This window comes from Streptomyces sp. BE20, from assembly GCF_036322525.1.
Classification (GTDB): Bacteria; Actinomycetota; Actinomycetes; order Streptomycetales; family Streptomycetaceae; genus Kitasatospora.
The window spans coordinates 251,324-266,315 of record NZ_JAQYWW010001203.1 but is presented as its reverse complement, the minus strand read 5'-3'; the positions used below and the strand labels follow the sequence as shown (position 1 = coordinate 266,315).

The 14,992-nt window shown below is 71.7% G+C and carries 15 protein-coding genes; 6 read left to right on the top strand and 9 right to left on the bottom strand.

The window, feature by feature from the left end:
* Positions 1–13: 13 nt before the first annotated feature.
* The 4 genes from sigM to trxA all read left to right on the top strand — a co-directional run bounded on the left by sigM (position 14) and on the right by trxA (position 3,487).
* The gene (gene sigM, locus PUR61_RS39825; RefSeq protein WP_443035316.1) at positions 14–802 is read left to right on the top strand and encodes an RNA polymerase sigma factor SigM; all 789 of its coding nucleotides are present in this window, start codon (positions 14–16) and stop codon (positions 800–802) included.
* Positions 799–1,872 (top strand): anti-sigma factor family protein, encoded by a 1,074-nt coding sequence (locus PUR61_RS39820; RefSeq protein WP_329884814.1) that lies wholly within the window; start codon positions 799–801, stop codon positions 1,870–1,872. Before sigM ends, PUR61_RS39820 begins: the two co-directional genes overlap by 4 nt.
* Before the next feature lie 173 nt (positions 1,873–2,045).
* On the top strand, positions 2,046–3,011 hold the full coding sequence (gene trxB, locus PUR61_RS39815) for a thioredoxin-disulfide reductase (protein WP_329884813.1): 966 nt from the start codon (positions 2,046–2,048) through the stop codon (positions 3,009–3,011).
* Positions 3,012–3,160: 149 nt separating this feature from the next.
* Positions 3,161–3,487, top strand: coding sequence for a thioredoxin (trxA, locus tag PUR61_RS39810; RefSeq protein ID WP_329884812.1), 327 nt, complete (start codon positions 3,161–3,163; stop codon positions 3,485–3,487).
* Between the two features lie 138 nt (positions 3,488–3,625).
* Here trxA and PUR61_RS39805 read toward each other — a convergent pair whose 3' ends face one another.
* The 9 genes from PUR61_RS39805 to rpmH all read right to left on the bottom strand — a co-directional run bounded on the left by PUR61_RS39805 (position 3,626) and on the right by rpmH (position 10,424).
* Positions 3,626–4,240 carry a GNAT family N-acetyltransferase gene (locus PUR61_RS39805; protein WP_329884811.1) on the bottom strand — a complete coding sequence of 205 codons (615 nt, stop codon included), beginning with the start codon at positions 4,238–4,240 and terminating at the stop codon, positions 3,626–3,628.
* A 121-nt stretch (positions 4,241–4,361) separates the two neighbouring features.
* Positions 4,362–5,465 (bottom strand): ParB/RepB/Spo0J family partition protein, encoded by a 1,104-nt coding sequence (locus PUR61_RS39800; RefSeq protein WP_329884810.1) that lies wholly within the window; start codon positions 5,463–5,465, stop codon positions 4,362–4,364.
* On the bottom strand, positions 5,462–6,451 hold the full coding sequence (locus PUR61_RS39795) for a ParA family protein (protein WP_329884809.1): 990 nt from the start codon (positions 6,449–6,451) through the stop codon (positions 5,462–5,464). The genes PUR61_RS39800 and PUR61_RS39795 overlap by 4 nt, the downstream gene beginning before the upstream one ends.
* Before the next feature lie 238 nt (positions 6,452–6,689).
* The gene (rsmG, locus tag PUR61_RS39790; protein ID WP_329884808.1) at positions 6,690–7,532 is read right to left on the bottom strand and encodes a 16S rRNA (guanine(527)-N(7))-methyltransferase RsmG; all 843 of its coding nucleotides are present in this window, start codon (positions 7,530–7,532) and stop codon (positions 6,690–6,692) included.
* Positions 7,533–7,710: 178 nt separating this feature from the next.
* Positions 7,711–8,241 (bottom strand): Jag family protein, encoded by a 531-nt coding sequence (locus tag PUR61_RS39785; protein WP_329884807.1) that lies wholly within the window; start codon positions 8,239–8,241, stop codon positions 7,711–7,713.
* Positions 8,242–8,326: 85 nt separating this feature from the next.
* Positions 8,327–9,475, bottom strand: a complete 1,149-nt coding sequence (gene yidC, locus PUR61_RS39780) for a membrane protein insertase YidC (RefSeq protein WP_329884806.1) — start codon at positions 9,473–9,475, stop codon at positions 8,327–8,329.
* Complete coding sequence (yidD, locus tag PUR61_RS39775; RefSeq protein ID WP_329884805.1) at positions 9,472–9,843, bottom strand: membrane protein insertion efficiency factor YidD; 372 nt, start codon at positions 9,841–9,843, stop codon at positions 9,472–9,474. The genes yidC and yidD overlap by 4 nt, the downstream gene beginning before the upstream one ends.
* The gene (rnpA, locus tag PUR61_RS39770; RefSeq protein WP_329884804.1) at positions 9,840–10,268 is read right to left on the bottom strand and encodes a ribonuclease P protein component; all 429 of its coding nucleotides are present in this window, start codon (positions 10,266–10,268) and stop codon (positions 9,840–9,842) included. Before rnpA ends, yidD begins: the two co-directional genes overlap by 4 nt.
* An 18-nt stretch (positions 10,269–10,286) precedes the next feature.
* Positions 10,287–10,424 carry a 50S ribosomal protein L34 gene (gene rpmH / locus PUR61_RS39765; RefSeq protein ID WP_030392420.1) on the bottom strand — a complete coding sequence of 46 codons (138 nt, stop codon included), beginning with the start codon at positions 10,422–10,424 and terminating at the stop codon, positions 10,287–10,289.
* A 441-nt stretch (positions 10,425–10,865) separates the two neighbouring features.
* Here rpmH and dnaA point away from each other — a divergent pair, with 441 nt between their 5' ends.
* The gene (dnaA, locus tag PUR61_RS39760; RefSeq protein WP_329884803.1) at positions 10,866–12,752 is read left to right on the top strand and encodes a chromosomal replication initiator protein DnaA; all 1,887 of its coding nucleotides are present in this window, start codon (positions 10,866–10,868) and stop codon (positions 12,750–12,752) included.
* Positions 12,753–13,734: 982 nt separating this feature from the next.
* Entirely contained in the window at positions 13,735–14,865 is a 1,131-nt protein-coding gene (gene dnaN / locus PUR61_RS39755; protein WP_329884802.1) for a DNA polymerase III subunit beta, read from the top strand.
* Positions 14,866–14,992: the final 127 nt, after the last annotated feature.

Sequence of the window (14,992 nt, the reverse complement as noted above, 5' to 3'; positions counted from 1 at the left end):
CGGACGGCGAGGGGTGGCAGTGGCGGACGACGGACCGGAGCGGACCGACGACGACGCGGCGCTCCTCGCCCGGCACGTCGGCGGCGACCGGGAGGCCTTCGGCCTGTTGGTGAACCGCCACCGAGACCGGCTCTGGGCGGTCGCCCTGCGCACCCTCGGCGACCGCGAGGAGGCCGCCGACGCCCTGCAGGACGCCCTGGTGTCCGCGTTCCGCGCCGCCCACACGTTCCAGGGCCGCTCGGCCGTCACCACCTGGCTGCACCGGATCGTGGTGAACGCCTGTCTGGACCGCGCCCGCCGGGCGGCCGGCCGCCGCACCAAGCCGCTCGACGACGACCCCCGGCGGCTGGACGCGCTGGTGGGCTCGTCCGAGCCGGCCGACTCCCCGGTGGTCCGCGCCGAGGTGCACCGCGAGGTGACCGCCGCGCTCGCCGAGCTGCCCGCCGAACAACGGGCGGCCCTGGTCCTGGTCGACATGCAGGGCTACCCGGTCGCCGAGGCCGCGGAACTGCTCGGGGTGCCGGTCGGGACGGTGAAGAGCCGCTGTGCCCGGGGCCGGGCCCGGCTGCTGCCGCTGGTCCGCCACCTCCGCGAGGAGGCCGCCGGTGTTTCACGTGAAACACCGCCCGCCCGGGGGCCGGCGTCCACACCCGCCCCGGCCGACGCGAGGCCGCCGGCACGGGCGCAGGAGCCGCCCGCCGCGAGCGGTCCGTCCGGGAACCCACCCGGCCCGCGGACCGTCACAGGGACAGCCCCGGACACCGCCCGGCCGATTCTGGAAGGAGATGCGAGCACGCGATGACCGCACCCCTCTCCTCCCCCGACCCCGCACCCGCCACCGGACCGCACCCCTCGGTCGACGAGCTGGCCGACCTCGCCGAGGGACTGGTCGAGCCCGCCGACGCGGCCGGGGCGCTCCGCCGGCACCTGGCCGACTGCGCCGAGTGCCGTGAGACCGCCGACGCACTGGCCGAGGTGCGGACGCTGCTCGGCGCGGCCGAAGCCCCGCCCGTGCCCGCCGACGTCGCCGCCCGGATCGACGCCGCCCTCGCCGCGGCCGCGGCCGAGCAGGACGAGTCCGCAGCCGCCCAGGACGAGTCGGCGGCTGCCCACCGCACCCCCGGGAACGCCCTCCGGGGCCCCGGGAAGGACACCGCGGCACCCCGGCCTCCCCACGCCACCCCGACCCCGGGAAGGTCGGCCGAGACCCCCTCCAGGGCGCCGGCCGGGCACCCCGGCGCGACCACCGGCCCCGGACGTCCCCGCGCCCGGCGCCGGCGCGCCGCCCTGCTGCTCGGCTCGGCAGCCGCACTGCTCGCGGTCGGCCTCGGCGGCACCTTCCTGGCCCTGACCGCCGGGGCCGACCGGAAGCTCCAGGACACCAGCACGGTCTCGGCCGGCAGCCCCGCCGCCGGCCACGTCCTCCCCGGCAGCCCCGCCGTCCCGGGCACCAAGGAGGACACCGGGGGCGCCGACGCGGACCACGGCGGCGGGACGGCCTACCGCGACGAACTGCTCGCCGCACAGGTCCAACTGCTGCTCGCCGGCCGAGGGAGCGGCCCCGCGACCGCCGCACCGCCCGCCGACACGCCCGGCACTCCCGTCAAGCCGTCACGGCCCCCCGAAGCCTCCGGCGCGACCGCCGTACCGCCCGCCGACACCCAGGGCCTGACCGGCGGCGGACGCTCCACCCCGACCTGCCCGGCTCCCGCCACCGGCCCGCTGCTGGCGACCGACCTGGGCAGCTACGGGGGCACGCCCGCCGAGGTCCTCGTCTACGCGCTGCCCGGCCGGACGGACCAGGTCGACGTGTACCTCCGCGCACCCGGATGCGGTCCGGTCCTGCTGCACCGCGTGGTTCCCTCCCGCTGACCGGTGGTTCCCGTGCGATCCACGCTCCGGCCCGTCCGACACTCCCACAGTGCGGGCGGCTGGTACTGATCCGCCTGGGAATGCGAGACACTGGTCAGTCGTTGTCCCGGGCGGCGGAGCAGGACCGCCCTCCCCGCAGCAAACGCGGGTCGCGATGCGAACCAGGAGATGCAGTGAGCGACGTCCGTAACGTGATCATCATCGGTTCCGGCCCGGCCGGCTACACGGCTGCGCTCTACACGGCCCGGGCTGCCCTCAAGCCCCTGGTCTTCGAGGGCGCCGTCACCGCCGGTGGTGCCCTGATGAACACCACCGAGGTCGAGAACTTCCCCGGCTTCCGGGACGGCATCATGGGCCCCGAGCTGATGGACAACATGCGGGCGCAGGCCGAGCGGTTCGGCGCCGAGCTGATCCCGGACGACATCGTCTCGGTCGACCTCACCGGCGACGTCAAGACCGTCACCGACTCCGAGGGCAACGTCCACAAGGCCCGCGCCGTGATCGTCACCACCGGTTCCCAGCACCGCAAGCTCGGTCTGCCGAACGAGGACAAGCTCTCCGGACGCGGCGTGTCCTGGTGTGCCACCTGTGACGGCTTCTTCTTCCGCGACCAGGACATCGCGGTGGTCGGCGGCGGCGACACCGCGCTGGAGGAGGCGACCTTCCTCTCCCGCTTCGCCCGCAGCGTGAAGGTCATCCATCGCCGCGACAGCCTGCGCGCCTCCAAGGCGATGCAGGAGCGCGCCTTCGCCGACGAGAAGATCAGCTTCGAGTGGGACAGCGCGGTCGAGTCCATCCACGGCGACCCGAAGCTGACCGGCGTCACCCTGCGCGACACCACCACCGGCGAGACCCGGGAGCTGCCGGTCACCGGCCTCTTCATCGCGATCGGCCACGACCCGCGCACCGACCTCTTCAAGGGCCAGCTGGAGCTCGACGCCGAGGGCTACCTCAAGGTCGACGCCCCCTCCACCCGGACCAACGTCCCGGGCGTCTTCGCGGCCGGCGACGTCGTCGACCACACCTACCGCCAGGCGATCACCGCCTCCGGCACCGGCTGCTCCGCCGCGCTGGACGCCGAGCGCTACCTGGCGTCGCTGGCCGACCTGGAGACCCAGGCCGCCGCCGTCGCGGTCTGAGACCCGCACACCGAACAGCCCTCACGGGGGTGTTTCACGTGAAACACCCCCGCTTCCAGAAGCCCGGCTCCGGCCAGGCAGGAAACAGAACGGGCCCGCCCGTTGTTCTCCTGGCAGCAGCCCCCTCCGTTCGATCCCGAGGAGTTCCCGTGGCCGGCGCCACCACCACCGTCACCGACGCGACGTTCAAGGCCGATGTCCTGGACAGCGACAAGCCCGTCCTGGTCGACTTCTGGGCCACCTGGTGCGGCCCGTGCCGCCAGGTCGCCCCGATCCTCGACGAGATCGCCGCAGAGAACGCCGACAAGCTGACCATCGCCAAGCTCGATGTCGACGCCAACCAGGAGACCGCCGCACAGTACGGCGTCATCTCGATCCCGACCCTGATCCTCTACAAGGGCGGCGAGCCGGTGAAGCAGATCACCGGTGCCCGTCCGAAGGCCGCGCTGCTGCGGGAGCTGGACGGCCTCATCTAGGTCCCGCTCCACCGGACGCCACGAGGGCGGGGTTCCCCCACGGAGGGGAGCCCCGCCCTCGTCGTGTCCCTGCGTCGTCCGCCCGCTCCCGCACGAGAGACGCCTCCGGGCCGCCGTACCGGCGCGTCGCCGTGCCGCTCAGAACGGCCGAAGCGCAGGCTCCTTCCGCCCGCCCAGCAGCCGCTCCAGCGCGCCCTCGACGTCCCCCCGCCAGGAGAGCGTGGCCCGCGCCTCCAGCCGCAGCCGCGGGTACCGGAAGTGCGGCCGGACGGTCTTGAAGCCCACCGCCAGCAAATGCTCGGCCGGCAGCACGCAGCTGACCGGCTGCCGCCCCACCGCGCCGAACGCCTCGATCGCCCGGAACCCCCGCCCCAGCAGGTCCTTGGCCACCGTCTGCACCAGCACCCGCCCGATTCCCTGCCGCTGGTAGCCCGGCAGCACACGGCTGACCATCAGCTGGACGGCGTCCGAGGAGACCGGGCTGGTCGGGAAGGACTGCGAGCGCGGGACGTAGGCGGGCGGGGCGTAGAGCACGAACCCGGCGGGCTGGTCGTCCACGTAGACGATCCGGCCGCAGGAGCCCCACTCCAGCAGGACGGCGGAGATCCACCCTTCCTTCTCCAGCTCCGGCTTGCCGGACTCGACCGCCGCCCGCCCACTGACCGGGTCCAGCTCCCAGAACACGCAGGACCGGCAGGTCGTCGGCAGGTCCGCGAGGTTGTCCAGTGTCAGCGGAACGATCCGGCGTCCCATGCCCCGCACCTCCTCGTCCACTCCACAGTCGAGCATTCCCCCGAACGCCGATGGGTGCATGTTTCACGTGAAACAGCGCTCACGTGAACCATGCACCCATCGTGTGCCGGTTCGGTGCGGCTCAGCCCTGCGAGAGTCGCAAGCCGTCCTCGCCCGGTGCCAGGCTGTCCAGGATTCGGTTCAGGTCCTCCACCGAGCCGAACTCCAGGACGACCTTGCCCTTGCCCAGCTTTCCGCCGCGCTGCGAGACCTCGACCTTGACCCGGGTGTCGAACCGGTCGGAGAGCCGGCTCGCCAGGTCGTTGAAGGCCGGTGAGAGCAACTTGCCCGCCTTGGGCCCGGCCGAGCGCTTGGGCCTCGGCTCCTGCCCGCTCATCAGCACGACGAGTTCCTCGGTGGTCCGCACCGAGAGCCCCTCCGCGATGATCCGCCTGGCCAGCTCCTCCTGCTGCTCGGGATCCGCCACGCCGAGCAGCGCGCGGGCGTGCCCGGCCGTCAGCGTCCCGGCCGCCACCCTCCGCTGGACTCCCGGCGAGAGCTTCAGCAGCCGCAGCGTGTTGGAGACGTGCGAGCGCGAGCGACCGATCCGGTCCGCCAGCTCGTCGTGGGTGCAGGAGAAGTCCCGCAGCAGCTGGTCGTAGGCCGCGGCCTCCTCCAGCGCGTTCAGCTCCGCCCGGTGGAGGTTCTCCAGCAGCGCGTCCAGCAGCAGCTTGTCGTCCTCGGTGGCCCGGACGATCGCCGGGATCAGCTCCAGCCCGGCCTCCCGGGAGGCCCGCCAGCGCCGCTCGCCCATGATGAGCTCGAAGCGCTCGGGCGACACCTGCCGCACCACGACCGGCTGGAGCAGGCCCACCTCCTTGATGGAGGTGATCAGCTCGGCCAGCTTGTCCTCGTCGAAGACCTCGCGCGGCTGGCGCGGGTTGCGGGTGATCGCGTCCAGCGGCAGCTCGGCGAAGTAGGCGCCGACCGGCTGGGCCGGCCCGGCAGCGGCGTCGGCGCGCTCCCCGTCGGCCAGCTCGCGCCGGCTCTCCACCGCCGCCTTGGCCGCCACCGTGCCACGGCTGGTCGGCAGGACCGGCACCGCGGCCGGCGTGGCGGCCCCGGAGGCCGCCACCGGGGCCGGTGCGGGCGGGATCGCCCCGGGCTGCGCCGCCCCACCGTCCGCCGGCGCGGCGGTGCGGATCAGCGCCTCAAGCCCTCGTCCCAGACCCCTGCGACCACTCACCGATTGCCCTCCGTCGTGCCGTGCTGTGCCATCGGGGCATCCTGCCCCGGTCGGGTGTGCTGCTCGCGGTCCCGCTGCTGCCCCACCAACGAGCCGTTGCCCGCTGCGGACACCGCCCGCAGCGCGAGCTCCCGGGCCGCCTCCAGGTAGGAGAGCGCGCCGGTGGAGCCCGGATCGTAGGTGAGCACCGTCTGACCGTAGCTGGGCGCCTCCGAGACACGAACCGAGCGCGGGATGGCGGTGTGCAGCACCTCCTGCGGGAAGTGCGTCCGGACCTCCTCGGCCACCTGGGCGGCCAGCCTGGTCCGGGCGTCGTACATGGTGAGCAGGATGGTGGAGACGTGCAGCACCGGGTTGAGGTGCGCCCGGACCAGCTCGACGTTGCGCAGCAGCTGGCCGAGGCCCTCCAGCGCGTAGTACTCGCACTGGATCGGGATCAGCACCTCCTGGCCGGCCACCATGGCGTTGACCGTCAGCAGGCCCAGCGAGGGCGGGCAGTCGATCAGGATGTAGTCCAGCGGCTGCTCGTACGCGGCGATGGCGCGCTGGAGCCGGCTCTCGCGGGCCACCAGCGAGACCAACTCGATCTCCGCACCGGCGAGGTCGATGGTGGCGGGGACGCAGAACAGCCCCTCCACGTCGACCACCGGCTGCACCACGTCGGCCAGCGGCTTGCCCTCCACCAGGACGTCGTAGATCGACGGCACCTCGGCGTGGTGGTCGATGCCGAGCGCCGTGGAGGCGTTGCCCTGCGGGTCGAGGTCGACGACCAGGACGCGCAGGCCGTGCATGGCCAGTGCGGCGGCGAGGTTGACCGTGGTCGTGGTCTTGCCGACCCCGCCCTTCTGGTTGGCCACCACCATCACCCGGGTGGCGGCGGGCCTGGGCAGACCCTCCCCCGCCCGGCCGATGGCCTGGACCGCAGCCTGGGCAGCACGCGCGATGGGCGTGTCATCGATCTGGTCGATGGTCTCCGAGTCCTGCATGGGGGTCAGTGTTTCACGTGAAACCGGAGCGGCAACAGTCGCCGCCCGGCTGCGAGAGAGGATTCCCGAGAGGAGAGAGCGACGTTTCACGTGAAACACCATGCCCGCAATGTCGGATTTCTGACGGTGCGACACTCCGGTGTTCCGGCAGTCTCCTGTCGGCCGCCCGGCCGTCACCGGGAAGCCGAACGGGCGGGCGGCCGATGGCCACCCGCCCGTGTCGAGCGTCACTCCGGGGTCAGCGGCTCCGGCGCCGACCGCCCCGGGGCCGCTCACCGGTACGCGCCGCACCGGCGCCGGCACGGCCGGCCCTGGCCGCCGCCTTGGCCCGACGGGTCGCCGCCCGCACGCCACCGGGGCTCTCCCCCGCCTTGACCTGGACCACCCGGGTCGAGGTCTCCAGGGTGCCCTCACCGACCGAGATCACCGACCACTCGACCGCGCCCAGCTTGGCCAGGCCGGCCCGCGAGTCCGCCAGCTCCTGCTCGGCGCTGTCGCCCTTGAGCGCAAGCATCTGGCCGTGCGGGCGGAGCAGCGGCAGGCCCCAGCCCGCCAGCCGCTCCAGCGGAGCGACCGCCCGGGCGGTCACCACGTCCACCGCGAGCTTGCCGACCATCTCCTCGGCCCTGCCGCGCAGCACCGTGACGTTCTCCAGGCCGAGCTCACGGACGACCTCCTCCAGGAAGGTGGTCCGGCGCAGCAGCGGCTCCAGCAGCGTCACCGAGACGTCCGGACGGGCGAGCGCCACCGGGATGCCCGGCAGGCCGGCGCCGGAGCCGACGTCGCAGAGCGTCGTCCCGCCCGGCAGCAGCTCGGCGAGGACGGCGCAGTTCAGTACGTGGCGGTCCCAGAGCCGGGGCACCTCCCGCGGGCCGATCAGCCCACGGGTGACGCCCGCACTGGCCAGCAGCTCGGTGTAGCGGACCGCGGCGTCGTACCGCTCGCCGAAGACCTCCCGGGCCACGGCCGGCGGCGCGGGCGGCGCCGCGGGGGCCGGACGATCCCCGGCGGCCGTGCCCTCGGCACCCGGCACTCCGGCACCCGTCTCCGGCCCGCCGGCAGCCGCGCTCTCCGTGTCCATCTCGACCTCTCCGCTCCCCGGATCCACCGACCCGCTCTCCGCACACCGTTTCACGTGAAACATCTTTCGCCGGACCAACGCCCCGCGAAGGGACGACGACCCCGTCCGCGCACGGCGGACGGGGTCGAGTCCTCTGAAGCGTGCCGGCCGCCGAGGCAGCCGGTCGTCGACCTGCCGGTCAGACCGGCAGCACGACCACGCACCGCTGGGGCTCCTCGCCCTCGGACTCGCTGCGCAGACCTGCCGCGGCGACCGCGTCGTGGACGACCTTGCGCTCGAACGGCGTCATGGGACGCAGCTTGACCTGCTCCCCCGAGCCCTTCACCTGCTCCGCGGCCTTGGCCCCGAGCTCGGCCAGCTCCTCGCGCTTGCGGGCCCGGAACCCGGCAATGTCCAGCATCAGGCGGCTGCGCTCGCCGGTCTCCCGGTGGACGGCCAACCGGGTCAGCTCCTGCAGTGCCTCCAGCACCTCGCCGTCCTGGCCGACCAGACGCTGCAGGGAACGGTCGTTGCCTTCGCCGACGATGGAGACCAGGGCGCGATCGCCCTCGACGTCCATGTCGATGTCACCGTCGAGGTCGGCGATGTCGAGCAGACCCTCCAGGTAGTCCGCCGCGATGTCGCCCTCCTGCTCCAGCCGGGCGACGACGTTCTCGTCGGTGCTGGCGACGGCCTCGGCCTCGACGGCGGAGGTGGTGCCTTCCGTCACTGATGGACTCCTTCGGAGATGGGCCCGGGTGGTGGGCCGGTAACGAGGTTCGGGGGGCCGCTGGAACAGGCCGGGGCCGGACGGGTCAGGACTTCTTCTTCGGCCGCTGCCCGCCGCCGCCGCGCTTCGGCTGCTGCCGGGCGGGGCCCGACCTGGCGCCGGCGGGCCGGGCCGCGGTCTGCTTGGCAGCGGCCGGCGGCGTGTCCGCCGGGGCGGCGTCCGAGGGCTCCTGCGCCGGCGTCTCCGCGGGGGCGTCCTTGGTGAGGCTGGTCGTCGGGGCACCGTGCTGGCGCTGCGACTTGGTCTGCTTCCGCGGCTGCTGGCGGCGTACCTGCACCGACTCCTCGACCACGGCGTCGGCGGTCGCGGCGGACTTCTTGGCCGGCAGGAGGCCCCACAGCGGACCGGTGATGACCGAGCCGTCCGGGTTCAGCCGGCCCGCCTTCTTGAGGCGGTCCTGGCGCTCGTCCCAGGCCTTGCTGCCCGGCGTCGGGTTGTTCCGGATGACGATCAGCTGCTGGCCCATCGACCAGACGTTGGTGGTCAGCCAGTAGACGAGCACACCGACGGGGAAGTTGATGCCCATCACGGCGAACATGATCGGGAAGACGTACATCAGCATCTTCTGCTGCTGCATGAACGGCGTCTTGACCGTGAGGTCCATGTTCTTCGTCATCAGCTGGCGCTGGGTGACGAACTGCGACAGCGACATCAGGATGATCATCACTGCGACGACGATCTTGACGCTGACCTCGGGGCTGCCCACGAAGGTCGCCGAGAGCGGGGCACCGAAGATGTGGGCCTGCTGGGCGCTGTCGAGCAGGGTGCCGTCGATGACCCCGATCGGCTTGCCGTCGGCGACCTTGGCGAGCACGCCGTAGAGCGCGGTGAAGAACGGCGCCTGCACGAGGATGGGAAGGCAGCTGGAGAACGGGTTGGTACCCGCCTCCTTGTACAGCTTCATCATCTCTTCGGACTGGCGCTGGCGGTCGTTCTTGTACCGCTCCTGGATGGCCTTCATCTTCGGCTGGATCGCCTGCATGGCCCGGGTCGCCTTGATCTGCTTCACGAAGAGCGGGATCAGGCAGATCCGGATGACGACCACCATCGAGGCGATGGCCAGACCCCAGGCCCAGCCACCGTTCGGATCGAAAACGTGGCTGTACAGCGAGTGGAACTGGACGATGATCCAGGACACCGCTGTGTACAGGGGGTTGAGGAAGGAGAAGGTCACCGGTCAGGCTCCTTGGACATTGGGATTGGCCCCACGGGGCCAATGGTCGCCGGGCCCTCTGGGTCCGGACCGGCGGGGGGCATGATCACCGGCTGGTCTGCGGCGGACCGGCTCTTCAGCAGGTCGCGCAACCGGCGGTGCCATACCGGGTGCCTGCGCGGCGGAACATGGTCGACCCCACCGGGCGTCCACGGATTGCAACGCAGGATGCGCCACGCGGTCAGGCCGCCGCCCTTCACCGCCCCGTGCACCTTCACGGCCTCGTAGCCGTAGTGCGAGCAGGAGGGGTAGTAGCGGCAGACCGGACCGAGCAGTGGGCTGATGGTCCACTGGTAGACCCTGATCAAACCCATCAGCAGGTACTTCATCGCCCTGCTCCCGTCGGCGCCGCAACGGCGTGCTCGGCCTTGAGCAGCCGTTTGAGCGCCGCGTCCAGGTCGCGTTCGAGCTCCTGGTACGAGGCGGACGCGGCTTGGGGCAGCGCACGCACCACTATCAGGCTACCGGCGGGCAGCCGGGACAGACGATCACGCACAAGGTGGCGCAGCCGGCGCTTGACCAGGTTGCGGATGACCGCCGGGCCAACGGCCTTGCTCACGACGAAACCCGCACGCGCCGAAGGGGTCCCCTCGGCGACGTGCGGGTGGGAGTCGCTGGCCCGGTCGGTCCGGCCCCCCTGGGCGTCCTCTCTGGCGAGATGGACGACCAGTAGGGGCCTACCGGCCCGGCGACCGCGTTTGACTGCGGTCGCGAAGTCCTGGCGCCGCCGCAGCCGATTCTCGGAGGGCAGCACAACAGACTCTGGTGCGGATCAGGCGGACAGGCTGGTGCGGCCCTTGCCACGGCGGGCAGCCAGGATGGCGCGGCCGGCGCGGGTACGCATACGCAGCCGGAAGCCGTGGGTCTTGGCGCGACGACGGTTGTTCGGCTGGAAGGTGCGCTTGCTCACTCGGGGGCTCCTGAGGTGAATCGTAGGATGACGGGTAGATCGCTTGGCCGTCACCGTGCGTCCGCGTGATCTCCCCTGATTCGGAAATCCGGCCCATCACCCCAGTTCGGCTGGGGTTCTGGGCAATCCACGGCGCCCGTGCTGCGCGCCTTATGGAGCGGGTGGACCCGCGGACATGCGGCAGCGGCCATCGACAACTCGACCTGGTTACGGTACGCGGGACGGGGCACGAGGGTCAAACCAGCCGCTTGTCCGCGCCCCTCCCGGGGCGTCCGCCCCGCCCTTTGCCCACAGCCTGTGGACAACGACTTGATCCGGCTCTGTTCGCTGACTACCGTTGCAGGACTTGTCTGGTTTGTTCTTCGGTAACGGACCACGATCCACAGATCCTTGATCCACCACCCCTGCTGGAGCCGCGGGGAACCGAGAAAGCGTGCACCAGTGGCTGATGTCAACAGCGACCTCGTCCCTGTCTGGGCAAGGGTCGTCGAGCGGCTGGTCGGCGACCCGGACGTCGGGGAGATGGACAAGCAGTGGGTGCAGCGCACCCAACCGATGTGGATGATGCACGACACCGCCCTGCTGGCGACCCCCAACGAGCGGGCCAAGCAGGTGCTGGAGGGTCGGCTGCTCCCGCAGCTGACCGAGGCTCTCAGCCGCGAGCTCAGCCGTCCGGTCCGGATCGCCGTGATGGTCGACGCCAACGCCGTGGCCCCCTTCCCCGTGCCGGCCGAGCCGCCAGCCTCCGAGCCGTACCCCCCGCAGACCGGCGGCGCCGACTACGGACGGCCCGTGTACGAGCGCCCCTACGAGTCGGACCACGGCCGCGACCAGTACGGCCACGACCAGTACGGCGGCGGCTACCCCGAGCACCCGGCGCCCTCGTACGGCGGCGGGGCCGGGGGCGGGTACGGCGTGCCGTCCCGGCAGCAGGACTGGGACGAGGACCAGGGGCGCTCCGGCTACCCCGAGCCGTCCCCGGAGTACCGCGAGGACTACCGGGACGACTACCGCCAGGCGGAGTCCCAGCGCCCCTCGCCCCGCCCCGCCGTGCCCGGGCCGCCCTCGACCACGCAGGGCGACCTGTTCGGCGGCGCGTACGGCCCCGGCCCCGGCGAGCACCCGCGGACCGGCTCCGGCCGCCGCGCCCCCACGGGCCGGCCGCCCGGCGGACGCTCGGCGGAGAAGGCCCCGACCGACCGCGGCGCCGAGCGCGCCACCGACCGCCAGGCGGTGCCCGGGGTGCCGGCCCCGCCCGGCGGTCCCCCGGCCGGTGGCTCCCGCAAGGACGAGCCGGCCGCCCGGCTGAACCCCAAGTACCTCTTCGACACCTTCGTCATCGGCGCGAGCAACCGGTTCGCGCACGCGGCCGCGGTGGCCGTCGCCGAGGCTCCGGCCAAGGCGTACAACCCGCTCTTCATCTACGGCGAGTCCGGACTGGGCAAGACCCACCTGCTGCACGCCATCGGGCACTACTCCCGCAGCCTCTTCCCGGGCACCCGGGTGCGCTACGTGTCCTCGGAGGAGTTCACCAACGAGTTCATCAACTCGATCCGGGACGGCAAGGCGGACACCTTCCGCAAGCGGTACCGGGACATGGACATCCTGCTCGTGGACGACGTGCAGTTCCTGGCGAGCAAGGAGTCCACGCAGGAGGAGTTCTTCCACACCTTCAACACCCTGCACAACGCCAACAAGCAGATCGTCCTCTCCTCCGACCGGCCGCCCAAGTTGCTGACCACGCTGGAGGACCGGCTCCGCAACCGCTTCGAGTGGGGGCTGATCACCGACGTCACCCCGCCGGAGCTGGAGACCCGCATCGCGATCCTGCGCAAGAAGGCGATCCAGGAGCAACTGAACGCCCCCGCGGACGTGTTGGAGTTCATCGCGTCCCGGATCACCCGGAACATCCGGGAGTTGGAGGGCGCGCTGATCCGGGTCACCGCCTTCGCCAACCTCAACCGGGCGCCGGTCGACCTGGAGCTGGCCGGCATCGTCCTCAAGGACCTGATCCCGGGCGGCGACGAGGACGCGGGGCCGGAGATCACCGCGCAGGTCATCATGCAGCAGACCGCCGCCTACTTCGGGCTGGGTGTGGACGACCTCTGCGGATCCTCCCGCAGCCGCGTACTGGTGACGGCCCGTCAGATCGCGATGTACCTGTGCCGGGAGCTCACCGACCTCTCGCTGCCGAAGATCGGCGCGCAGTTCGGCGGCCGCGACCACACCACGGTGATGCACGCCGACCGGAAGATCCGGTCGCTGATGGCCGAGCGGCGCTCGATCTACAACCAGGTCACCGAACTCACCAACCGCATCAAGAGCTAGCGGAGCCGCCGCACGGGCCCGTCCGCCGGGGCGGGCCGACAGGTGGCAGTGACGGCCGCAGGTGGCCGGAAAGGGCGTCAGGAGCGATCCTGACGCCCTTTCGGCATGTTCGAGGTGTGCGCGGGCCTCCGACGGGGCAGGCATGTCCTGCGACGGATGCACCGCCAGTCCACAGCCCGCGCCGAACATCTGACCAGGGATTCGAACACCCCGGGCGCGCAGGGCCGGAATCCACAGGCCGGACCGGGTTCCCGTCGTCCACAGGCCCGGAAGCCGTGAGTTATCCAGAATTCCTCCACAGGCCCGCCACCGCTACGCTTTTCCGCGCAGGTCAGGTGCCTGTGGACTTGTGCACAACCGTTATCCACAGCCTGTGGACAATTGTCGGCCCGTCAGTAGGCCATCCGGGTTGTCCACCGGTTGTCCCCAGGAGAGCCCCGGTTATCCCCAGGTTGTCCACAGGCGTGTCCACAGTTCGACAACCTTCCGCAGCAGTTCACTCCCAGGTGTGAAAGGCGTCACGAAATGTTGACCGGGGCCCGTGGATAACCAGGCCCGGATCTGGGGACGGAGCTGGGGATAACCTGTGGATACTCAGCGTGCCCTGTGGGTAACGCTCCGCCGTCCACAGCGGGGCCTGCTCGTCCACAGGCCCGGTCCACACCCCCTGTGGACAAAAAACCTGGTCTGACCTGCGCAAACAGGGTTATCCACGGTTTCCACAGGCCCTACTACTACCACTACACCTATAGACCGTTCGATGAGCTCAAAAGTGGGTGGGGCCGAAATCTGTGGACAACCGCTCACCGACATCCGTTCGACTTGCTTCCGCCCGTCTGCCCCGTCTGTCGGTGGAGTACGTCAGACTGTCCTCGGCGACTGGACACGGAGCGGCAGAGCTCGGCGGCCAGGCGGACCGAAGACCAAGATCAGAAGAACCAGACGTGCGAGCGGGAGCGCTCGATCCAGGAGGCGGTTACCGGTGAAGTTCCGGGTGGAGCGTGACGTCCTCGCGGAGGCGGTGGCCTGGGCGGCCCGCAGCCTCCCGGCACGGCCGCCGGTGCCGGTGCTGGCGGGCCTGCTGCTGACGGCACAGGACGGCAGCCTGGCCCTGTCCGGCTTCGACTACGAGGTCTCGGCCCGGGTCGGGCTGGAGGCCGACATCGAGGAGGCCGGCACCGTGCTGGTCTCCGGTCGGCTGCTGAACGACATCTCGCGGAACCTGCCCAACAGGCCCGTGGAGTTCTCCACCGACGGCCAGCGGGTCAGCGTGGTCTGCGGCAGCTCGCGGTTCACCCTGCCCACCCTCCCGGTGGACGAGTACCCCGCCCTGCCCCAGATGCCGACCGCGACCGGCACCGTCTCCGGCGACGTCTTCGCCTCCGCGGTCAGCCAGGCCGCCGTGGCCGCGGGCCGCGACGACACCCTGCCGGTGCTCACCGGTGTACGGGTCGAGATCGAGGGCGACCGGATCACCCTGGCCGCCACCGACCGCTACCGCTTCGCCGTCCGCGAGCTGCTGTGGAAGCCCGAGCAGTCCGACATCTCCGCGGTCGCCCTGGTGCCGGCGAAGACCCTGCAGGACATCGCCAAGTCCCTGGGCAGCGGCGACACCGTCTCGATCGCCCTCTCCTCCGGCGGCGCCGGCGAGGGTCTGATCGGCTTCGAAGGTGCCGGCCGGCGGACCACGACCCGCCTGCTGGAGGGCGAGTTCCCGAAGTACCGCAGCCTCTTCCCGACCGAGTTCAACGCGATCGCGGCGATCCAGACGCAGCCCTTCCTGGAGGCGCTCAAGCGCGTCTCGCTGGTCGCCGAGCGCAATACCCCGGTCCGGCTGAACTTCGAGGAGGGCGTGCTCACGCTGGAGGCCGGCTCGGGCGACGACGCGCAGGCCACCGAGCGGATCGACGCTTCCCTGGAGGGCGACGCCATCTCGATCGCCTTCAACCCGGGCTACCTGGAGGAGGGCCTCAAGGCCATCGACTCCGCCTACGCCCAGCTGAGCTTCACCACCCCGACCAAGCCCGCGCTGCTCAGCGGCAAGGCCTCGGTGGACGCCGAGGCGGACGAGGCCTACCAGTACCTGATCATGCCGGTCCGCCTCTCCGGCTGACGCCGGCGGGCGCGGGGCCGTCACCCACAGCCCTGTGAACAAACCTGTGGAAGTCTCCCCCGGTCGGCCCGACCGCGGGGAGGCCTCTGCGCTTCAGCACGTAGGCTCGGGGAGGCGCGGCAACGGC